18 protein-coding genes are annotated in these 22,510 nt (G+C 51.6%); 6 read left to right on the forward strand and 12 right to left on the reverse strand.

Annotated elements, in window-relative coordinates:
* Window positions 1-31: 31 nt before the first annotated feature.
* From rpsG to TREAZ_RS15735, 5 genes are all read right to left on the reverse strand, one after another.
* Window positions 32-502, reverse strand: a complete 471-nt coding sequence (rpsG, locus tag TREAZ_RS15715) for a 30S ribosomal protein S7 (RefSeq protein WP_015712884.1) — start codon at window positions 500-502, stop codon at window positions 32-34.
* Between the two features lie 12 nt (window positions 503-514).
* Entirely contained in the window at window positions 515-889 is a 375-nt protein-coding gene (rpsL, locus tag TREAZ_RS15720) for a 30S ribosomal protein S12 (RefSeq protein ID WP_043923580.1), read from the reverse strand.
* A 112-nt stretch (window positions 890-1,001) separates the two neighbouring features.
* Entirely contained in the window at window positions 1,002-1,850 is an 849-nt protein-coding gene (locus tag TREAZ_RS15725; protein WP_015712886.1) for a carbohydrate ABC transporter permease, read from the reverse strand.
* A complete protein-coding gene (locus TREAZ_RS15730) occupies window positions 1,847-2,743 on the reverse strand; it encodes a carbohydrate ABC transporter permease (protein WP_015712887.1) in 897 nt (298 codons plus the stop codon). Before TREAZ_RS15730 ends, TREAZ_RS15725 begins: the two co-directional genes overlap by 4 nt.
* A 23-nt stretch (window positions 2,744-2,766) precedes the next feature.
* Entirely contained in the window at window positions 2,767-4,038 is a 1,272-nt protein-coding gene (locus tag TREAZ_RS15735) for an ABC transporter substrate-binding protein (RefSeq protein WP_015712888.1), read from the reverse strand.
* A gap of 75 nt (window positions 4,039-4,113) precedes the next feature.
* Between TREAZ_RS15735 and TREAZ_RS15740 the strand changes: the two genes are divergently transcribed.
* On the forward strand, window positions 4,114-6,024 hold the full coding sequence (locus TREAZ_RS15740; protein ID WP_015712889.1) for a beta-L-arabinofuranosidase domain-containing protein: 1,911 nt from the start codon (window positions 4,114-4,116) through the stop codon (window positions 6,022-6,024).
* A 3-nt stretch (window positions 6,025-6,027) separates the two neighbouring features.
* On the opposite strand, the gene TREAZ_RS15745 is transcribed toward TREAZ_RS15740, so the two are convergent.
* On the reverse strand, window positions 6,028-7,035 hold the full coding sequence (locus TREAZ_RS15745; protein ID WP_015712890.1) for a GGDEF domain-containing protein: 1,008 nt from the start codon (window positions 7,033-7,035) through the stop codon (window positions 6,028-6,030).
* Window positions 7,032-8,072 carry a diguanylate cyclase domain-containing protein gene (locus TREAZ_RS15750; RefSeq protein ID WP_015712891.1) on the reverse strand — a complete coding sequence of 347 codons (1,041 nt, stop codon included), beginning with the start codon at window positions 8,070-8,072 and terminating at the stop codon, window positions 7,032-7,034. The genes TREAZ_RS15745 and TREAZ_RS15750 overlap by 4 nt, the downstream gene beginning before the upstream one ends.
* A gap of 128 nt (window positions 8,073-8,200) precedes the next feature.
* Between TREAZ_RS15750 and TREAZ_RS15755 the strand changes: the two genes are divergently transcribed.
* From TREAZ_RS15755 to TREAZ_RS17575, 5 genes are all read left to right on the forward strand, one after another.
* On the forward strand, window positions 8,201-8,938 hold the full coding sequence (locus tag TREAZ_RS15755) for an isochorismatase family protein (RefSeq protein WP_015712892.1): 738 nt from the start codon (window positions 8,201-8,203) through the stop codon (window positions 8,936-8,938).
* A gap of 10 nt (window positions 8,939-8,948) precedes the next feature.
* Window positions 8,949-9,983, forward strand: a complete 1,035-nt coding sequence (locus TREAZ_RS15760) for a zinc-dependent alcohol dehydrogenase (RefSeq protein ID WP_015712893.1) — start codon at window positions 8,949-8,951, stop codon at window positions 9,981-9,983.
* A gap of 7 nt (window positions 9,984-9,990) precedes the next feature.
* A complete protein-coding gene (locus TREAZ_RS15765) occupies window positions 9,991-11,058 on the forward strand; it encodes a Gfo/Idh/MocA family protein (RefSeq protein WP_015712894.1) in 1,068 nt (355 codons plus the stop codon).
* A gap of 379 nt (window positions 11,059-11,437) precedes the next feature.
* A complete protein-coding gene (locus TREAZ_RS15770) occupies window positions 11,438-13,159 on the forward strand; it encodes a hypothetical protein (RefSeq protein ID WP_015712896.1) in 1,722 nt (573 codons plus the stop codon).
* A 12-nt stretch (window positions 13,160-13,171) separates the two neighbouring features.
* Complete coding sequence (locus TREAZ_RS17575) at window positions 13,172-17,875, forward strand: beta strand repeat-containing protein (protein ID WP_015712897.1); 4,704 nt, start codon at window positions 13,172-13,174, stop codon at window positions 17,873-17,875.
* A gap of 8 nt (window positions 17,876-17,883) precedes the next feature.
* Here TREAZ_RS17575 and TREAZ_RS15780 read toward each other — a convergent pair whose 3' ends face one another.
* From TREAZ_RS15780 to TREAZ_RS15800, 5 genes are read right to left on the reverse strand one after another with little or no spacing between them, the layout of a single operon-like run.
* On the reverse strand, window positions 17,884-19,026 hold the full coding sequence (locus TREAZ_RS15780) for a Gfo/Idh/MocA family protein (protein WP_015712898.1): 1,143 nt from the start codon (window positions 19,024-19,026) through the stop codon (window positions 17,884-17,886).
* 35 nt (window positions 19,027-19,061) lie between these two features.
* Window positions 19,062-19,814, reverse strand: a complete 753-nt coding sequence (locus tag TREAZ_RS15785) for an SDR family NAD(P)-dependent oxidoreductase (protein WP_015712899.1) — start codon at window positions 19,812-19,814, stop codon at window positions 19,062-19,064.
* Entirely contained in the window at window positions 19,815-20,696 is an 882-nt protein-coding gene (garR, locus tag TREAZ_RS15790; RefSeq protein WP_015712900.1) for a 2-hydroxy-3-oxopropionate reductase, read from the reverse strand. It abuts the gene before it with no gap.
* A 16-nt stretch (window positions 20,697-20,712) separates the two neighbouring features.
* Window positions 20,713-21,663, reverse strand: coding sequence for a transketolase family protein (locus TREAZ_RS15795; protein ID WP_015712901.1), 951 nt, complete (start codon window positions 21,661-21,663; stop codon window positions 20,713-20,715).
* Window positions 21,663-22,499: a transketolase gene (locus TREAZ_RS15800; RefSeq protein WP_015712902.1), complete on the reverse strand. Its 837-nt coding sequence runs from the start codon at window positions 22,497-22,499 to the stop codon at window positions 21,663-21,665. The genes TREAZ_RS15795 and TREAZ_RS15800 overlap by 1 nt, the downstream gene beginning before the upstream one ends.
* Window positions 22,500-22,510: the final 11 nt, after the last annotated feature.

The following is a 22,510-nucleotide window of genomic DNA, read 5'->3' on the forward strand; positions in this document are numbered from 1 at the left end:
AACCGCTTAAAAAAACCCAGAGGTTTTTTCTCTACCACCTATAGTGGGCGAAGGCTTTGTTGGCTTCGGCCATCTTGTGGGTATCTTCCTTCTTTTTGAAGGCAGTACCGGTATTATTAAAGGCATCCAGGAGCTCGGCAGCCAGGCGGTCGCCCATGCCGTGACCCGAGCGGGCCCGGGCGGCATTGATTATCCAACGCATGCCCAGGGCTTCGCGGCGGGTTTCCCGGATTTCCACAGGAACCTGGTAAGTAGCGCCGCCGACCCGGCGGGATTTTACCTCGATCATGGGTTTTACGTTGTCCAGGGCCTTGAGGAAGACCTCGAGGGGCTCCTTGTCAGCCTTTTTCTGGAGAATTCCAAGAGCCTCGTGGACTATGCGGAGGCCTATGGAGCGTTTGCCCTGCCACATCATGCGGTTCACGAATTTGGAAACAACAACGCTGTTGTATTTCGGATCCGGGAGTATGCCCCGGTCAATTGTCTTTTTTTTGCGTCCCATCTTATAAACCCCTTAAGCCTTGGGCCTTTTAGCGCCGTACTTGGACCGGCCCCGCTTGCGATCTTCTACACCCAGGGTATCTTTGGTACCCCTGATGATATGATAACGGACACCAGGAAGATCCTTGACACGTCCGCCGCGCACCAGCACCACCGAGTGCTCCTGGAGGTTGTGGCCGATGCCGGGGATATAGGCAGTAACTTCAGTACCATGGGAAAGCCGAACACGGGCTACCTTGCGGAGAGCCGAATTGGGCTTTTTGGGGGTCATGGTCATAACACGGGTACAGACTCCCCTTTTCTGGGGGCAGGACCTGAGGGCCGGGGACTTCGTCTTTGAGCCGACTTGTTGCCGTCCAAAACGAACCAGCTGGTTGATAGTAGGCATATATGCAAAAAACTCCTTAAAATTGCAAATCTCAAACACACTAAACCCTGTAGACAGGGATTAACAATTTATCAGACATTAAAAAAAAGGTCAATAGCCCTGAAAAAGAATTTTAACCTTTTACCCCGCCCTCGGTCAATCCTGCCACAATGTACTTTTGGCCTATGGCAAAAATAACCATGGTAGGGATAAGGGCCATTACAATCCCGGCGCTCATGATGTCCCAGCTGATGCCCGCCTTGGAGATAAAGGAGTTGAGGGCAACCGGGACGGTCATCTTTTTGTCCGAGGACATGAACATCACCGCCAGGAAAAGCTCGTTCCATACATTTACAAAGGAAAAACTGAAAATAGCCACCAGCCCCGGGAGGCTCACCGGCAGTATGACCCGGAAAAGGGCGGTCTTGGGGTCGCAGCCATCAATGAGTGCCGCCTCTTCCAGGGAAGCGGGGATATGATCAAAAAAACTCTTGGCCATGATGGCCCCAAAAGCCACAGTGGTGGCTGCATACACAATGGCAAGGACCATGCGGTTATTGGTAAAGTGGAGCTTGGAAAGGGTAAAAAAGAGGGGCGCCATGAGGATGAAGGTAGGGACCATCTGGGTAAAGTAGAGCACCAGGAGCAGCCCCCGTATGCCGCGGCTGAACCTGAGCCGTGAAAGGGAAAACCCTGCCAGCACGCTGGCGATAAGCCCCCCGATGGAGGCCAGGAGGGAAATCCAGAGGGAATTTAGAAAATAAGTCCCGAATTTTGCAAAACCAAGGAGCTTTTCATACCCGGCCAGGCTGATCCGGGAGGGAAAGTAGCGCAGGGGGAAGGTGAAGATCTCCTGGGTCGGCTTCAGGGAGGTGACGAAGATCCAAAAAAGGGGCAGCACCGCAAAGGCCAAAAAGCAGGCCAGGGCAAGGAACCGGAAGAAAACCCCCGCGCTATGGAGCATCCTGCGGCGGAAGGTCATAGGGACAGTTCCTTTTTTGCCACTACCCGAAGGTAGAAAAAGGCAAAGATGAAAAGGATGACAACAATGATGAGGCCCACTGCCGATCCCTGGCCGAAATCGTAGCTCTTGGTGATTTTATTGATCATCTCGGTAGCCAGGATATTGGTGGAATTGGCAGGCCCGCCGCCGGTCATCCCATAGATTACATCGGGGAAATTCATGATCCACATAAAGCGGAGCAGGATGGTGGTAGTAATGGTAGACTTTATATAGGGAATGGTTATCTGAAAAAGCTGCCGGGCTTTACCGGCGCCGTCTATTTCCGCAGACTCATAGAGTTCCCGGGGCACAGACTGGAGGGCCGCCAGGAGCATGATGGCAAAGAAGGGTATGCCGTACCAGATATTGGCAACAATCACCGAGGGGAGCGCATATCTGGGGTTTGAAAGGAAGCCTACAGGGGTCTTAAGCAGCCCCGCCTTCATAAAAAGATCATTGACAATGCCGAATTGGCCGTTGAAGAGCCAGGACCAAAGAAGCCCTATGGCAAAGCCCGAAAGGGCCCAGGTATAAAAAACGCAGCCCGTGTAAACGCCTCTGCCTTTAAAGGGCTTTCGCAGCAGCAGTGCCAGGGTAAAACCCAGGATGAATTGGCCCGCCAGGGAAAATACCACCCACAAGGCAGTATTGCCAAGGATCTGCAGGAATTTAATATTCGGATTGGCAAAAATAGCCACAAAATTCTCTAACCCGTTAAACCGGGTTAGAGAAAGATTCATCATGGTATAGTGCATAAAGGCAGTGCCCATCCCCCGGACTATCGGGTAATAGATGAACAACAGTAAAAGTACAGCCATAGGCAGGAGCATTGCATAATACCCCCTGCCGGTAACTTTCTTCTGTAAACCCATATGCACCTGCACCCCGTTCTTGCTTATTTCCAGTAGTCAGCCCAGGCTTTGGCAGCCTGTTCAGGCGTAGTCTGCCCCAGAAGGGTGGACTGGATGTACTGTTCCTGGATTTGGGCCCAGCCGGCGAATTTCGGCGAATCATAAGGATATTTAATGAAGGTGAACAGCCCAGGGGTATTCATTTCCTTCTGCCACGCCTGGTATACGCCAGTGCTGAAATAGGGATCAGAAGTATATGAAGTGGTATGGATAGGCAGAGCGCCATAGGCCTTGCAGAAAGCCGAATTCTGGGAATAAGAAGACAGGAAGGCGATGAATTCCCAGGCTGCGTCCTTGTTCTTTGAATAATTGGGGATGCCATAACCGGCGTATCCATAGTCCAGGTAGGAGGTATTGGAACGGCCTTTGGGCATGGGGATCACGGTATATTGATCCCGCGAGAGGCTTTCGTCGAGGAGGGGCACTGTATCGGGATCCTGTACCAGGATGGGGGTAATGCCCGAGACAAAAGCATTGATCTGCTCATTGAAACCCCAATTGATGGAATCCGAGGGGGTGGCGTTCTTGTAAAGATCCACATAGCTCTTGAGTCCTGCCAAAAATTCGGGGCTGTCATACACACTGGTCCCATTCTTCAGCTTATAGAGGTTTTCTATATCCACATTGCTTACATCAGAAATAATCAGAGGATCCGAAGACTTGAACGGGTTCCCTTTGCCCCGGAGGGTAAAGCCGAATTGGTTCTGGGCGGGATTGGTGATGCGCTTCGCCAGGGCATAGAGTTCATCCTGGGTCTCCGGGTTCTTGGAAACCCCAAGCTTGGCGAGGATATCAGTCCTAAGGAAGAGAGCCTTGATCATGAACCACTGGGGAACGAAATAGGGCTTGCCCCCGACAGCGGTGGCCGCTTCTTTGGTTACTGACAGGAGAGAGCTTGCTTCATTCCAGCTGTTGAAGTAGGAAGTGAGATCCGTGAGCCAGCCGTTGTTCACATAGCCGGTAACAGTCAGATCCCGGACTTCTACTACATCCAGGGGTTCCTGGGCATTGAGGCTCATGGCCAGGCGGCTATCTGCCTGCTCATAGGGCGGAGAGATCAGGTTGATCGTAACATTGGGATGGGATTTCTCATACTCGGCGATCATGCCTTTCAACACTTCGGTCCGGCCGGGACTGGTCATAACTTCAAGGAAATTGAGTTCAATTTTTCCCGATGAAGCCTGCTGTTTGCCCCCGGCAAAGGCGAAGCCTAAAACCGTAAGGGCGATCAAAAGAGATGCTAGTAATTTTTTCATCGTTCCTCCTATAAAATAAATTGCCTCTTCAATATAATGGGTATATCAAAGTTTGTAAATATTTGCGGAGAAAAAATGAAAACCGATAAACTTCACAATGCCCTTTCAGCCTTTCCCTTGACTGCGGTGGAACCCAAAGGCTGGCTGCTCAGACAGCTGGAAATTCAGATGAAAGGGCTGACAGGGATCCTCCATGAAGCCTGGGACAGTGTCGGATCGTATTCCGGATGGCTGGGGGGAACCGGAGAAAACTGGGAGCGGTGCCCCTATTACCTGGACGGGCTTCTTCCCCTCTCCTATTACCTGGATGACGGGAAACACCGGGAGCTTTGCGATAGGTTCATTGCCTGGGCGCTGAAAAGCCAGGACAAGGAGGGCAACTTTGGGCCTGCCGCATCAAAGGATGATTATTGGTCCCGGTTTGTCATGCTTAAGGTCCTCATTCAATATGCTGAAATTACCGGTGATCCCCAGGTTAACGTTCTTTGCAAAGGGTACTTCAAATATGCTGCCAAGAGCCTGGACCAGCGGCCCCTGGCGCAGTGGGGCAAAGCCCGGGCCGGGGATCTGCTTTATTGCATAAAATGGCTTTATGAGCAGGAACCGGATGCCGCGCTTATTGATCTTGCCCAAAAAGTCTCTTCCCAGGCATTGGACTGGGGCGGCCTTTATACAAACTTCCCGTTTACCCGTGCAACAAGCTTCTATTATAATTGGGACAAGGTAAAGGCAAATAATACCTGGAGCCAATTTGATGTCGCAATGGCTTTCCATGCTACTCATATTGTGAATGTTGCCATGGGGCTGAAATTCCCTGCCATGCAATACTGTTTCGATCACAACAAAGATCATTATGCCGCGCTTAAGGCCGGGCTTGAGGCTTTGGCAAAATACCATGGGACCGCCGCCGGGATATTCAACGGGGACGAGCATCTTTCCGGCAATTCCCCCTCCCAGGGGGCTGAACTCTGTTCTGTGGTGGAACTCATGTTCAGCCTTCAATGCATGCTCGAAAGTTTTGGCGATCCTGCCTGGGGGGATCTTTTGGAGCGAATTGCTTACAATAGCCTGCCTGCTACCATCAGCGAGGATTTTATGTCCCACCAGTATCTGCAGCAAGCCAATCAAGTCCTGGCCACTGTGGCAAAACGGAATTGGTTCAATAACGACGATACTTCCAATACCTTTGGGCTGGAGCCGAATTTTGGCTGCTGCACTGCCAATATGCACCAGGGCTGGCCTAAATTCCTTAAAAGCCTTTGGTTCAGGGAGGGGGAGGACACCCTGGTTTCCATGGTATTTGCCCCCTCGGCAGTCAAATTGGTTTTCGAAGGCTGCCCCTACAAACTGGAATTAGGGACCAGCTATCCATTCAGGGATATCTTGAACTACAAGGTGGTTGAAGGAAGGGGCAAAGAATTTACCCTGAAGATCCGCCATCCCCAGTGGGCTTCGAATTTTGATGTACGGATCAACGGGAAGCCAGAAGCTGTCACATCAGTAGACAATTTTTTGGTTATAAAGCGCATTTGGGATTGCGGGGATATTCTGAATTGCCATTTTGCCATGCCCATAGCCAAAAGCCGCTGGTTTAACAACAGCCTCGCGGTCGAACGGGGGCCCCTGGTTTTCGGCCTGGATATAGCTGAAAAATGGACAGCCTTCCGGGAAACAGGGGGCATAAAGGATTATGAGATCCGCCCGGAATCGGAATGGAATTATGCCCTTGACGAGGGGGGAACTATCGAAGCAAAGGAAAAAGAGATAGCTGACCTGCCATTTTCCAAGAAAAGCCCACCGGTAATCCTGGAAGCCCCCGCCCGGAAGCTTCCCTCCTGGGGCCTGGAGAACAACAGCGCAGCCCCTCCGCCCCTAAGCCCTGTGCAAACTGCGGAACCAGTGGAGATTATACGCCTTATACCTTATGGCTGTGCAAAACTCAGGATTTCCCAATTTCCCTATTATTCGGAAGCAAGCCTGAAATAGGGCCTACCCTGCTAGCTCTACCCGGTTCCTTCCCATGTCTTTGGCTTTGCGGAGGGCGCTGTCTGTGGAGAGGAAAAGACCTTCGCAGCCGCTGGCATACTTTGGGGCAACGGATATGCCTATGCTGGTATGTATTTCGATTTCGATCTTGTCCACCACATCGGGAGTACGGGGCACTGAGACCTTGCAGTTGGCTATGGTTTCCCGTATGCGTTCAGCAATATTCATGGCTTCAGTTTCAGCTGTGTCCGGGAGAAGGATAGCGAATTCGTCCCCTGCCAGGCGGGCGCAGATGTCGCCGGAGCGGGTGCAGGAGCGGAGTATTTCGGCTACCACCACAAAGACTTTATCCCCGGCGGGAGGGCCGTGGCGGTCGTTGATTTCATGGATACGGTCGAGGTCGAGCATGAGGAAGGACATGATCCTGATGCCCACAGAGCCATGCTCAAAACGGTCCTTGATGGACTCTTCGAGGAAACGGCGGTTGTACAGGCCCGTAAGCTCGTCGGTAATCGCCCTGCGGCGGGCTGATTCGCCCCACCGGGTAAGGTCTCCAAGGTGTTTGGAAGACTGGTTCAGCCAGGTAGTCTGGATGTGGCAGATGGCTGTGAGGAGCTTGATGCCTATCATGGGGTATTCGAAGACTATGCGGTAAAAATCTATGCCCTGGAGCACCATAATGACTGTTTCTTCCTTGGCTGTAAGAGTGGCTGAACGGGTTTCACCGGCTATGATGGACATTTCGCCAAAGAAGTCGCCGGGTTTTATCTCGAACATCCAACGCTGGGTACCGTCGGACTGGCTCACATAGGCGCTGAGCTTTCCTGAGAGGAGTATATACATATCTTCGCCAGGGTCGCCTTCTTTAAAAACAGTCTGGCCATTTGGAATGTGCCTCCGCTCAAGGAAGGCAGCTATGGCATTGTATTCCAGCTCGCTCATTCCGGTAAAAAGAGGGGAATGAAGCAATGCCGGGTCATTTATCGGAGAAAAAGGCTGGGCATCGCTCATTTAGCATCCCCTTTTTGGTAATGGACTATCCGATTCCCGCCCTGCTTCCAGGTTTCGAGGAGAAGATGGTAGTTTCCCTGCAAAAGGCTGTCCCAGACGTCATCGTCCTGGGGCCAGACGCCCCAGCTTATGGTGCCGGTAAAAGAAAATGCAGGAATATCGCCCTGGGCAGGGACCGAAGGCAGGCTTGCCATGGAAGCGGCAAGCTCCTCGGCAATGGCCTCGGCCTGGGCAGGGGCGCATTTATTGAGGAGTATGCCGGTTTCATTACTTTTGAAACGGATGGGCCAGCCCCTGCCCTGGCGGCGGGTGATGTTCTTGAGAAGCAGGGCTATGTGTATCATGGCCTCGTCCCCTGCTGAATGCCCACGGGTATCTACCAGGATCTTGAAGCGGTCGGGCTTGAGCATGATAAGAGCCATGGGATCTTCGAGGATGCGGTTGATTTCATCTGTCAGGAAAGTTTGCTTCCAGAGGCCGGTGCCGGGATCTTCATAGGCTTTGCGGTGAAGCTCCTGCACCCAGGACATGTTCTCCACGATTATCCTCCTCGTGGATTTAATACGTCCGGTCATCATTATAATAGAACAAAGGAGGATTTTTGAAACTGTATGGGGTGATTCCATGGCAAGGGCATCCAGGGCCAGGCCATAGCCGGGGAATGTGACGAGTATGGAATCCTCGGTAGCCTCGGCAAAGGCATCGTAATCGGCATTGCTGGCAAAGTCAAAATCGCCAATAGTGTCGCCTGCGGTAAAGCGGGCAACCTCGTCCTCGCTCGCATCATCGGCGCGGATTTTGAAAACCCTGACAGCCCCTTCGAGGAGCATATAAAAATGCTTTGCCTTCTGGTTCGGGGCAAAAAGGAGCCCCCCCTTCCGAAGCTGAAACAGGCTCGAACGGGAGACAACAAATTCCTGTTCGCCCTCAAGGAGCGTAGAAAAGAGCTCGGCCCGTAGTATGGGTTTGCAGTCCAGGACCTGCCTAAGGGAAATTTTTCCTGTTGTAGCAGAATTCGATTTTTTTTCAGGCATCATTTACAGTATAACCTATGGCAGAGAAAAAAACAATGTATTAAAGGCCCTCGGCCAGGACTCGCCATTGAACACCTCTTGATATACAAGATTGTATGTTCCAAAATAAGCCTATTAAGCAGGAGATTAGAATGGATTATCATATCAGGCGCCAAAAAATTGCCATGAAGGATGGCCTCTGCTGCTGGGAAACCATCGAGGAAGAAATTCAATACCCTGCCTCCGAAACAGCCCTGGTCATTGTGGATATGTGGGACAAGCACTGGTGCACCGGCGCCAATATACGCGGGGCGCCTATCGCAGAAAAGATAAACGCTGCTGCCAACAGGGCAAGGGATAAGGGCATACTGGTCGTCCATGCCCCCTCGGACACCATGGATTTTTATGAAGGGACTGAAGCGCGGAAGCGGATTCTTTCAGTGCCCAGGCTGAATACAATCCCTGAGCCGGTACCTGTAGCCGAGCAGCCCCTGCCCATTGATGATACTGACGGCGGCAGCGATACAGCCGACCAATATGCGCCCAACACCAAGGTCTGGACGCGGCAGACTGACAAGATCAAGATCGATCAAGGCCATGATATAATCTGCGGCGATGAAGGGGATCTGCTTTTTTCTTATTTATATGCCAAGGGGATAAAGCTCATCATCTATATGGGGGTTCATACCAATATGTGCATATTGAACCGTTCATTCGCCATCAAGAAGATGCTGAAACGGGGTATGCTCCCCTTGCTGGTACGGGATCTTACCGATGCCATGTATAACCCCGCAATGCTCCCCTATGTGAGCCACGACGAAGGCACGGTCCTGGTGATTAACTACATCGAGAAATTTTATTGCCCTACTATAGACAGTTCCCAACTATAAGGAAATTTTTATGAAAGCATTGTTGATGGAAGAATACAAAAAACTGAAGTACACGGATTTTCCCGATCCCAAAATCGAAGGCAGCCATGATCTCCTGGTGAGGATCAAAGCTGTGGCGATCTGCGGTTCCGATGTCCATGGTTTTGACGGATCTACAGGCAGGCGCAAGCCTCCCATAGTCATGGGCCACGAAGCGGCGGGTGAAATTATCGAAACCGGTTCTGATGTCCATCATTTCAGGAAGGGCGATCGCATCACCTTTGATTCCACCATCTCCTGCGGTGAATGTTATTACTGCAGCAATGGACAGGTGAATCTTTGCGATCACCGCATGGTGCTGGGCGTATCCTGCGATGAGTACCGCCGCCACGGCTGTTTCGCGGAATATGTGGTGATCCCCGAACGTATTGCCGTTCTTCTTCCCCAGGGCCTTAGCTACGAAGAAGCAGCCTGTACCGAGCCCGTAGGCGTCGCAGCCCATGCAATACGAAATACCCCCATCGCCATGAACGATACTGTCGCGGTGGTGGGCTCCGGCCTCATCGGGAACCTTGCAATCCAGCTTTTGAAAATTTCCGTTTCAGGGAAAATCATAGCCCTTGATACAGACCCCTCGCGGAGAGAAGTGGCAAAATCTTTCGGCGCCGATGCGGTCCTCGATCCTGCGGACCCGGAATTGGACAAAAAGATCAAGGAATTGACCGGCGGCCGGGGTGCCGACAGGGTAATCGAAGCAGTAGGCGCCACAGCCCCTATTAGAACCGCCATTTCCATTGTGAGGAAAGGCGGCTCTGTGACCCTCGTGGGCAATGTGAGCCCCAGCGTGGACATACCCCTCCAGGCCGTGGTCTCAAGGGAAATACGGCTCCAGGGTTCCTGCGCCATCTCCGGGGAATATCCCATAGCCCTGGATCTCATGGGCAGGAAAAGGATAGATGTAAAACCCCTCATAAGCGCCAAAGCCCCCTTAAGCGAAGGCGAAATCTGGATGAACAAACTTTACAACCGCGAGGGGAATCTCCTCAAAGTAGTATTACTACCATAGGCGCATCATGGAAAATAAAGTACGAATAGGTTTAATGGGATACGGAAAAGTTGCGGAGCTTCATGCCCAGGCGATCAAGGAATTGGGCAATGCGGAACTGGTATCGGTCTCGGGCAGAAATCGCGAAAGGCGGGACAAATTTGCCGCCAAATGGAATATCGCTTCACGGGACACTGCGGGCGATATGGCCCGCCTCGATCATGCTGATTTGGCGATAATTTCCACGCCGCACCCCCGGCACCGGGACAGCGCCCTCGAAGCCTTTGCCGCAGGCTGCCATGTGCTGGTAGAAAAACCCATGGCTGTAACAACTGCCGAATGTGATGAGATGATTGCAGCCGCAAAAAAAGCAGGAAAACTGCTAATGGTGGTGAGCCAGCGCCGCTGGTTCCCCGCATGCGCGCGCATCAAAAAAGCGATTGACGACGGCAAATTGGGAAAGCCCTGTCTGCTTCAGCTTACTATACTGGGCTGGCGGGATGAAGCCTATTACCAGAGTGATCCCTGGCGTGGGAAATGGGACGCTGAAGGCGGAGGCATACTTATCAACCAGGCTGCCCACCAGATTGATTTGATGAACTGGTTCATGGGGCCTATTGCGGAAATTCAGGGCTACTGGGATAACTTCAACCATCCCTACATAAAAGTCGAAGACAGCGCAGTTGCAGTGGTCAAATTTAAAAGCGGAGCTATCGCCTCGGTACTGGCAAGTAATTCACAAAAACCGGGCATCTATGCCAAGGTTCATGTCCATGGCACAAGCGGCGCCTCCGCCGGCGTGCAGACCGACGGCGGCGCCATGTTCATTGCCGGCATGAGTACCATTACCGAGCCGCCCCTGAACGATCTTTGGACCATACCGGGAGAAGAAAAACTCCTGGATATCTACAAAGCCGAAGACGAGGCCTTCTTTAAAACCATCAATGCAACAGTTTATTTTTTTGCCCGCCAAATTGATGATGTCTGCAAGGCGATTCTTGAAGGAAAGGCTCCGCCCACTACAGGAGAGGACGGCAGGGAGACGGTCAAATTTATCGAAACCATGTACAAGTTAGGCCATGCGCCGGGGTATTAACCCCCTCGCCACGAAAAGGACGCGAAACTTCCCCTGGCTCGGCCCTTTTGCCGGGACAGATGAAAAACCAAATTCCGGCACTGGTTTTGAAATAATCCTTGTTAAAAGATATTTTATGCAATATACTATTGTTAATTAGGGTGATTTTACGATTTTTTATTTGTGAATGCCTTAAAATTTTTTCTGTGGGTTAATTAGTAAAAGTGCTATATACAAATTTTAGTATACTACCCCACCCCCGACATCCGTATAGTATAATTCAATTTTCTATTTTTTATCTTCCCGCTTTTTGTACCAGGAGAATTGGTACTTTTTTTCGTGTCCTGCCGCAATCTCCATTGCGGAAAAAATACTTGGCGCTCTATTAAGGAGTTATGATATGCGAAAAGGTACTTTTACAAAAATGCTTATACCGGCAGTGCTGGTTATGGGCATGATGGCCTTGATCGGCTGCGGCAACCCGGCAGGAGACGACCCCGATGGAGGCAACAACCCTCCTGGCGGCGATATTATAGTAAGCAACCTGAATCTTACCGCCTTTGTTACTCCTCCTGCGAAAAACGAGCCGCCCCTTGCCGCCGGGTTCAGTACTGCCCAATATAACGGTTCCCTTGCCTGGCAAACGGGCGGAGAAGCCTTTACCGGCAGTACTTTCGCTCCTGCTGCGGTGTATGAAGCGGTAATAACCCTGAGCGCCAAAAACGGGTACACCTTTAGCGGAGTGGGGAGTTTTAGCTATTCCGGCGCAACACTGGTAAGCAAAACGAACAATACTGGGACGGAGATTATAGTTACTATTACCTTCCCGGCGACAGCTGCGGCAGACGCAGACACAACAGTAAATGCCCTGGCTTTGGACAGTCTGGTTACATCTCCGGTAAAGGGATCAGCCCCGGTCAGCGGGACGATTGACCGAACCCAATATACCGGAAGCGTGGCGTGGACTGACAATGGGGGAAACCCAGTTACCGGAAATTTTGCTGCGTCCACGGTGTACAAGGCGGTTCTTAGCCTTAGCGTCAAAGGCGGGTACACCTTTACAGGAGCGGGGAGCTTTAGCTATTCCGGTTCGACATCAGTAAATGCAGCAAATAACACCGGATCAGCGGTTACAGTTACGATTACCTTCCCGGCTACGGCAGTTGAAATATCTGACACGGTTATAAACGCTCTGGCTTTGGACAGTCTGGTTACGGCTCCGGCAAAAGGAGCAACTCCGGTTATCACAGGGATAAACAGCGTCCAATATACCGGAAATGTGATGTGGACTGACAATGGGGGGAATCCAGTTACCGGAAATTTTGCCGCGTCCACGGTGTACAAGGCGGTTCTGACCTTGACGGCCGGGAGCGGGTACACCTTTAGCGGAGTGGGGAGTTTTAGCTATTCCGGCGCAACATTGGTAAGCAAAACGAACAATACCGGGACGGAGATTATGGTTACTATTACCTTCCCGGCGACAGCCGCGGCAGACGCAGACACAATAGTAAACGCCCTGGCTTTAGACAGTCTGGTTACGGTTCCGGTAAAGGGCTCAGCCCCGGTCAGCGGGGCGGTTGACCGAACCCAATATACCGGAAATGTGGTGTGGACTGACAATGGGGGAAACCCGGTTACCGGAAATTTTGCTGCGTCCACGGTGTACAAGGCGGTTCTTAGCCTTAGCGTCAAAGGTGGATACACCTTCACAGGAGCGGGGAGCTTCACCTATTCCGGTTCGACATCAGTAAATGCAGCAAATAACACCGGGGCAACGGTTACAGTTACTATTACCTTCCCGGCTACGGGCATTGAAACCAATACGGATATTATCATCGGGAATCCCTCGGTAAAACTCTACCTGAACAACGGGGAAACCGCGCTGGAACATGACGGAACAACCCCGCTGGGCAGTCCCGAGGCAGGAACCTATACGGTCGGCATTGCGGTCGGTAGTTATACGGAAATTATCTGGTATGTGAACAGTACGGAAATGAATTCGCTCCAGGGGGAAACTTCGATTACCCTGTCGAAGCGAAGGGCAGGTACCTACCGGGTAACCGTGGAAGCGACAACAGGCGGGCAGAAAAACAGCGGCGCGCATAGCTTTGTGATCCAATAAGGAAGGGAAAAAATGAAAACTAACCCCATAAAAATAATGAAAAAGGTTTTGGCGGTTTTTGGAACAGTGAGCCTGCTGGGATTTTTCCTGGCCGGGTGCAGCAATTTGTTTGAACCGGATAGGGATATCCCGAACAGCCAGAAGGACGGCGGGCTGGTGGGCATTTATATAGGCGGGGAAACTCCAAGGACTTTGCAGCCTTCATGGGACGCGCTGGCGGGATATCAACTGACCTTTAGCGGGGGCCACGTTCCGGTGAGCATTACCGAAGGGAACTATGCGGAGGTCTACCTGGCGGATGGTACCTATACAATTACCGCTGCGGCATACAGGGCCGGGGGCGTTATCGGCAACGCAGGGGATGAAGCTGCCAGGGGCAGCGTAAGCGTAACCCTTGCGGGCGGAATTATCACCAGCAACGGCGGCAGGGTTCCGCCTATTATCCTGGAAGCTATAGGGGAAGGGCTGGGGACTTTCCATTATGAAATTGCCAAAGGAAATTCGGTTTCAGGTTACCTGAAACTATGGCAGACAGACGGGACCGGGCCGGTAAGCGGTTTTGGGACCGATGGCGAACTTCCCATAGACAGCGCTGAAGTAACAGGGGATTATACCCTGGAAAAGGGGCGCTATATTGCGGAGATACGGCTTACCAACAGCGCGGGTAAAGTAGCGTTCTACCGGGAAGTGATAGAGCTTTGGCCAGGGGCTAGTACGGCTCTCGTATACGAACCTGAGATATATCTTGACCCCTCGGCTATTTTGCCAAACAGCGAAGCAGTGCTGGCAGCCTCTACCGTAATAGGCGGCAATGCAATAGGAGCAAAGATAAGTGGAACCGGGGATAGTGAAAGCGATCCGGTTCGCTATAAGCTGGCGGTACAGAATATTGCGAATGTATCCGCTGAATTTGTTACGGAAGGCGATTCCCTTTTTGCAAATCTTTTCTGGATAGCCAATAACGGAAGCGCCCCCGGCGGGACAGGATACAATCCTGCCCCCATTGGGGTTACTAATTTTTCTGCCAATAACACCCTTTGGATAAAGGTTGTTTCGGAAGACGGTTCGACGACAATGTACTATAAGTTTGAATTATTCCCACCCCCTCCGACCAAGGGCGCTTTTACCGATACAAATACCGCAGTGAATACACTCAGCGGAACCATTACCTGGACCCCACCGAGTCTTCCCAGCGGCATCAAGGGTTACCATGTTTATTACGGCTCCGATGAGAATACCATATTGGCAGGTTGGGAAAGTACACCCCGTTATGAAATAGATGATGCATTCACCGGCAGCCAAACGGTCAGCGCCTTAAGCCCGCCTGCGGGTACGAACTATTTCCTGATTTACAGCTATAAGACCGGGGGTGAGGATTATCCCGTCTGCCTTGCGATACCTATTGTGGATATTATCTTTAGCGCCAATTACGGGGCGTTTACGGTACGGAGCACCAATCCCAGCGCTTCTGCAGTGTCCTATTCGGATTCTGTGCTTACCATCAGCCAAAGCGGCATCTATTTTATTACCGGAACCGGCAGCGCCGCAACGGATCGTATCAGAATTTCCTCCAGCGCCCCGCTGGAGGTCGATATTATCCTAAAAAATGTACATATTGATGTAAGCGGAACAAGCGGAGCATGCGCATTGGAGACCAATTATAATAATAATTCCGTAAAGACGGTAAACCTGACCATTGAAGGGACGAATACCCTTATAAGCGGTGAAAACCAGGCGGGGATCAATGTCCCTTCCCAGACAAGCCTGGTAATAACTAAATCCAGTACCGGGACGCTTACCGCTACTGGCGGCGGCAACGGCGCAGGGATAGGAGGCGGCGGCAGCAGTTCGTCTTGGGGACAAGGCAGCGATGGAGGCGCTATCACAATTACGGGGGGTACGGTTACCGCTACTAGCAGTAGGAACGGCGCAGGTATCGGTGGTGGCGGCAGCAGTGGGGAAGGCAGCTATGGTGGCAGTGGTGGCACTATCTCGATAACAGGGGGTACGGTTACCGCTACTGGCAGCAGTAACAGCGCAGGTATCGGCGGCGGCAGCAGCAGTGGCAGTGGTGGCTATGGTGGCAGTGGTGGCACTATCTCGATAACGAGTGGTACGGTTACCGCTACTGGCAGCAGCAACAGCGCAGGTATCGGCGGCGGAGGCGGTTACAGCGGTGGCAACGGTGGCACTATCTCGATAACGGGGGGTACGGTTACCGCTACTGGCGGTGACGGCGCAGGCATCGGTGGCGGCCGCGGCAGCCTCTGGGGCGGCGGCAGCGGTGGCATTATCTCGATAACGGGGGGTACGGTTACCGCTACTAGCGGTTACAGCTACGGCGCAGGTATCGGCGGCGGAGGCGGCGTATATGGTAGCGGCGGCGACGGCAGCTATGGTAAAGGCAACGGCGGCAGCGGCGGCACTATCTCGATAACAGGGGGTACGGTTACAGCTACTAGCGGTAGCGGCGCAGGTATCGGCGGCGGCGGCGGCTACTATGACAGCAGCAGCGGCGGTGGTATCGGCGGCAGCGGCGGCACTATCTCGATAACGGGGGGTACGGTTACCGCTACTGGCAGTTCCGGCGCAGGTATCGGTGGCGGCGGCAGCTATAGCGGCAACAGCAGCAGCAGCGGCGGGAGCGGCGGTACTATCTCGATAACGGGGGGTATGATTACCACTACAAGCAGTTCCGGCGCAGGTATCGGCGGCGGCGGCCATAGGTACAATGGCAGCGACGGCAGCGCGGGAACCATTACATCCTTTTCGGGCGGCGCGGTGATAATTGCTTCATCCATACAGCCAACGCTTATTGAAGGCGGTAACGCAAATAATGCAATCGCTTTTAATGGTACTACCGGAACCATGTACGGCAATGTTACCCTGGGGACGGATACAACGATCCCCGTAGGCAGATTGTTACCTGTTGTGCCGGGTAAGACCTTGATCATTCCAATGGAAATAACCCTTACAAATAACGGAACGATCTTTGTCGACAACGGCGGGCTTATTATAGGAAGCGTTACCGGTAATCAGCCGGGATACCCTGCCCTGACAATTTCGGGCAGCGCCCCCTATACTTATGCTAACGGGGTTTTAACCATTACCGACAGCGGGACCGCCGCCATAGGTATGAAAAATGGCGTTACCCTTACCAATGTGGATCGCCTCGTAATAAGCTCCGGTAAAAACGTCGATATTACCCTTTCGGGTGTAAACATTGAGGTGAGCAGCTTATCTGATATATGTGCCTTTGATATGACCGGAGCTACGGTAAATCTGACCCTTACGGGGAACAATGCCCTAAAGAGCGGATCAAATAAGGCGGGCTTACAGGTTCCCGCAGGGGCTACGCTTATTATAACCGGGAACAGTACCGGGATACTTGAAGCTGCAGGGGGACAATACGGCGCAGGTATCGGCGGCGGTAATGGCGACAATGGCGGTACTATCACGATTGCGGGGGGTACAGTTACCGCTACAGGTGGCGGCGCGGGCGCGGGTATCGGCGGTGGCTATAATGGCAACGGCGGCACTATCTCAATTAACGGAGGTATGATTACTACAGGCCGTTACGGCGGCACCGGTATCGGCGGCGGCTATAATGGCAGCCCAGGAACCATTACATCCCTTTCTGGCAATGCAATAGTATTTGCATCCTCCATACAGCCTGCGATAACGGATGGAGTGAATGCTACCAGTGGGATTGTCTTTAACAGCACTAATGGGATCATGTACGGCGATGTTATCCTGTTTCAGGATTTGACAATTACCAGTGATAAGAAGCTACTTATCCGATCGACCAACGCCCTGACCATTCCGGCAGGCATAACGTTGCAGAATAACGGGGTTATTTATGTCTTTAACGACAGTATAATTAACGGCACAATAACAGAAAACCAACCAGTATTTTCTGATTTGAAAGTTTCCGGCAGCAATTCACTTGATTATAGTCCGGGGGTTTTAACTATCAATGGTAGTGGAACCTACACCATCGGCATGAAAAACAGTATAACCAGTACTACCGAACGGATAGTAGTGAATAGCGGAGTAAGCGCCAATATCACCTTTTCGGGAATAACTATTGATGTAAGTGGTACAGCAGGCACCTGCGCCTTTGATATGACTGGAGCAACAGTAAACCTGACCATTACTGGGAATAATGCTCTTAAAAGCGGTTTATATGAGGCGGGCCTGCGAGTTCCCAATGGGGCTACGCTTACTATTACCGGAAGTAGTACCGGGACGCTTACCGCCACCGGTGGATACAACGGCGCGGGAATTGGTGGGCGCTACGAAGAAAGCGGTGGTACTTTCTCAATTAATGGAGGTACGGTTACCGCCATAGGCAATAACGGCTTTGGTATCGGAGGTGGTAGCTGGGGCAGCGCAGGAACCATTACATCCCTTTCTGGCAATGCAATAGTATTTACATCCTCCATACAGCCTGCGATAACGGATGGAGTGAACGCTACGGAAGCTATCGTTTTTAACGGCGACACCGGAACCCAATACGGCAATGTTACCCTGAGGACGAACGTTACCTTCCCGGTGAATAAGACCCTGACCATTCCCTCAGATCATACGCTGACTATCCCGGAAGCGATAACCCTGACAAACAACGGGACTATCAATAACCAGGGAACCATAGACCAATACGGCGTCATTGATGGAAGCGGGTCTGTTACTGGAAATCCTGTTGCTGTTCATTAGTACTGTATTTACTGTCGATCCAACGGAAGCACAACAGGCTTGCCGGTTTTGGAAGATTTCTCTATAGCCAACACCAGCTCCTGATCCAGCCGGGCCTGATAAGGCCCGTAACTGGGGCTGGTGTTGTTCTTTACCGCATTCACGAGGCTCATGATGCAGCCGGCCACTGCAAGTTCGTCATCTTCCCAAATATGGCCCCTGCCGTCTGCCTTTGAAGCGAAGGGATTGTCCCAGCGCACCACCGGATGCTTTTCGTCCCCCGTATGGGCTTCAAGGTACTGGAGATTCCCGCCATCCACCCGTTCAAGTCTTTTGGCAATGGCAACAGGCCGGGGCGCGGCGCCATCCTTTTCAAGGAGCGTGAGGTTCAGGGAATAGTCGCCCGCAGTAAAACTGGTAAGACCCATGCCCTTTTGGGCAAGGAAACGCGCACTTCTCCACCAGCGGAGGGGGTCGTTGTAGCCCACGCTGGTCCAGTGGTAGATACCCAGCCTGCCATCATCGTATTCGATGATCCCATGTTCCTGGGTTTCCTTCCGCATGCCATATTGGCCCGCATCAGCGGAGAAACCCGAACCTGCCATGGTGGGACCAATGTCAAAATCCCTGACTGATCCCAGAACCCGTACAGGTTTTGCGTCAAAGCCCAGAAAAGCGCGCATAACGCTTATGCCGTGGTATCCATGGCCGCCAAAATCGTTAAAGGACGTATACACGGGGCCGAAGACACCGGTTTCGAGAAGCTTGAGGATGATCTGCATGTGGGGCCTTCGGTGAAACTGTTCCGATACTTCTATTTTAAGCTTTTGCCTTTCTGCCGCAGCGATGATGGCATCTGCTTCTTTTAAGGTGGGGGCAATAGGGGTTTCCATAAGCACATTGAGGCCGTGCTCAACCGCCATAAGGGCCGCTTCTCCGTTGGCGGCATAGGAGACTGCCACAATGCCGATTACCGGACTGGTTTCTTTTATCAGTTTATCCAGATCCGTATACCAGGGTACTCCGAACAGTTCGCCTGATATTTTTGCCGATTCAGCGCTGCGCCCCCAAACGATCACGAGTTTAACTTCGTCTCCAAGCTTGCGCAGTAATGGTTCATAATAGTACCTTGAACGCTTGCCGGTTCCGATGATTGCGACTTTTAATGCCATATTGGGCCCCTTTTACTTTTACTGCTAATACAAAATTAATCCGCTGTTGTTCCGCCATCCACAGGAAAGGCAACGCCGTTGATAAAAGCCGCTTCATCGCTGGCAAGAAAGAGCGCTGCATTGGCTACATCAGTATCGCCGGCAAGCCTGCCCAGAGGAACTTCGCCTAAACGATCTTCCCTGAATTTGGGATCCTTTAAACGCTCTGCCACAAGGGCTGTTTCCACCGTACTGGGATGGAGACTGTTGCAGCGTATATTGTCTTTGGCGAAACGCACAGCAATAGTTTTAGTTAACAGTGTTACTGCGCCTTTGGTGACTGTATAGGCCTCGGGGGTATATTTATGGCCCACAAGACCGCAAACAGACGACATATTGATAATTGAACCGCCCCCTGATTTGCGCAACGCCGGTATGGAATGCTTACAGCCAAGGAACGGGCCTTTGACATTTACTGCCAGCATAGCGTCAAGGTTTTCAACCTTCATTTCCTCTATGGGCTCCCGTATATTGATGCCCGCATTATTCACCAACACATCCAGGCGGCCGCATTCTTTTTCCACTGTTGCTACGGCGTCTATCCAGCTTTTTTCGCTCGTAACATCCAGGGTAAGGAAAAATGCTTTGCCGCCCTGGGCCCTGATACCTTCGACCGCCGCATTTCCTGTTTCAGCCTTGAGATCCCCGATAAATACCACTGCACCTTCCCGGGTAAAACGTTTTGCAATAGCCTCTCCAAGACCTTGGGCGCCCCCGGTGATGAGTACAACTTTATCCTTGAGCCTCATCTATTTTCTCACTTCGATCTTCGCAAGCTTTTCGTAGTACCGCACAATGGCGCTGTGATCATTGGCCGAAAACCCATCAGTTTTAAGGGCCTGGAGAGTTTCCATTACCGAAGCGGTAAGAGGAATGGGGGCGCCGAGGCTGTGGGCTGTATCCAGAGCATTCTGAAGATCTTTAATATGAAGCTCAATTCTGAAGCCGGGCTTAAAGTTGCCCTCCAGGATCATGGGAATTTTGGCGTTCATCACCGTGGAACCTGCAAGGCCGCCTTTAATGGCGTCGAACACCGACACAGGGTTCACCCCTGCCTTGGTCGCCAGGGTAAAGGCTTCGGAAACAGCGGCTATATTGAGGGCTACGATGATCTGGTTCGCAAGTTTTGTTACATTTCCTGCGCCTATATCACCAACCAGCACAACTGAAGATCCCATCTTTTCCAATATGGGCTTTACCGTGTCAAAAACCTGCTTATCGCCCCCAACCATGATTGCAAGAGTCCCGTCTATGGCTTTGGGCTCTCCCCCCGAAACCGGGGCATCCAGAAAGCTTACATCCTTTGCCTTGAGGGCGGCCCCCACTTCCTGGGATACGGCAGGAGCAATGGAACTCATATCCACTACTATGCTTCCGCTCTTAATTCCTTCGATGACTCCGCCTGAACCGAGTATGGCTTCTTTCACATGAGGTGAATTGGGAAGCATAGTGATAATCAGGTCTGTCTTTGAAGCTACTTCTTTATTGGAAGAAGCCTTTTCAGCGCCCAGAGCAATTATATCATCCGACTTTGCGAACTTGTCATACACAATGAGTTTATACCCCGCCTTGATCAAGTTCTTTGCCATGGGCCTTCCCATGATACCGAGTCCAATAAATCCTATTACCATCTGTTATCTCCTTTAATTATTTACCTTTGTTAAGAGCTTTCTTTACTGCTTTATACACATCTTCAGACATAAGACCATAACGTGTAAGGAGTTCATCATAATTGCGGGCTGATGTTCCAAAATCATCGTTGATGGCAACTTCTTCAAAGGCCAATGGTCCATTAGCCATGAGTATGGAAGCTATTGCCTGTCCAAGTCCCCCGGTCCTCACTGCTTCTTCAGCAGTAACCGCTGCTTTTTTACCTGCTGCATACTTTAGCACTTCTTCTTTTAAGAGAGGCTTTAAGGTGCTGACATTCACTACCTGCGCAATAATACCTTCGCTCTTAAGCCTTTCCGCTGCTTCCATGGCCTTGCTTACCATTATACCTGTAGCATAAATTATTGCATCACTTTTTTCAGTATCTTTGGTAACAGGAAAAATTTTGCCAATCTGAAATTTTTCGTTCGGAGATGTATACACAGGAAGATCATTGCGGTTAATGCGTATATACACAGGGCCCTTGTAGTTAATAACTACAGGCATCATCTTTTTTACTTCCACTGCGTCCAGGGGATTTAATACCACCATATTTGGGATTGCCCTGATGATATTACCGTCTTCCACAGACTGGTGAGTCTTGCCGTCGCCGTAATCGGAAAGCCCGCAGCTTGAACCGATTATTTTTACATTGGCTCGGGGTATAGCCACTGCGCAGCGTATCTGATCATAGGCCCTGCCGGCAGCGAAAACCGCGAAGGTTCCGGTAAAAGGTATCTTCCCTGCCAATGCAAAACCTGCGGCAGTGGAAGTCATATTCTGCTCCGCTATACCCATCTCAAAAAAACGATCCGGAAAGGCTTCTTTAAAAAGGGCCGACATGGTTGACTTGCTGAGATCCGCTTCCAGCACCACAATGTCCTTGTTTGTTTTGCCCGCTTCTACCAGGGCTTCGCCATAGGCTTTGCGTAAATTTGCCGTTTCCATTATAAACCTGCCTTTGCAGCATTGAGTTCTTCTACCGCTTTTTTATAGGTTTCGTCGGTCAGGGCGCCGTTGTGGTAGGCGGCGTTTCCCTCTGCAAAAGAGAAGCCCTTGCCTTTTACGGTATCCAGAATTATCACCGAAGGCTTGCCCTTTACCTTTTCTGCGGATTCTACGGCTTCGATGATTTTAGCAGGATCGTGACCGTCAGCGGGGATCACATTCCAGCCGAAGGCTTTCCATTTTTCATCCAATGCGGGAATGCTGAAAATATCCCTGGTAGGCCCCGTGGCCTGGATCTTGTTCCAGTCGATAAAGGCAGTAAGATTATCAACCTTGAAATTGGCTGCCGCCTGGGAAGCCTCCCAGAGCTGGCCTTCGGACTGTTCGCCATCGCCCATAATCACATAAACCCTGGCCGGACTCTTGTCCAGCCTTAAGGCCAGGGCCATACCGACGCCGATGGAAAGTCCCTGCCCCAGGGATCCTGTCACCGCTTCTATTCCCGGTATGGTAAGATCAGGATGCCCCTGCAGCAAGCCGTCAAGGGCTTTTACCCGCTTAAGCTCGGACCTTGGGAAAAAACCCTTTTCGCAGAGAGCCGCATACTGAATAAGCGCAGCATGGCCCTTGGATAATACGAGCCTGTCCCTGTCTGGCTTTTGTGGATAATTATTATCCACATTCATCTTGTAGAAATAAAGAACCGCCATGGCCTCGGCCAGAGAACTTGAACCTCCCAGGTGGCCCGGGTTCCCGATACCGATCATTTCGAGAATATCAAAACGAAGCTGTATTGCTTCAGCCTTGAGTTCCCTGATGACGCTTTCACTAATCATGAATATGCCTC

This window comes from Leadbettera azotonutricia ZAS-9 (assembly GCF_000214355.1).
Lineage (GTDB): Bacteria > Spirochaetota > Spirochaetia > Treponematales > Breznakiellaceae > Leadbettera > Leadbettera azotonutricia.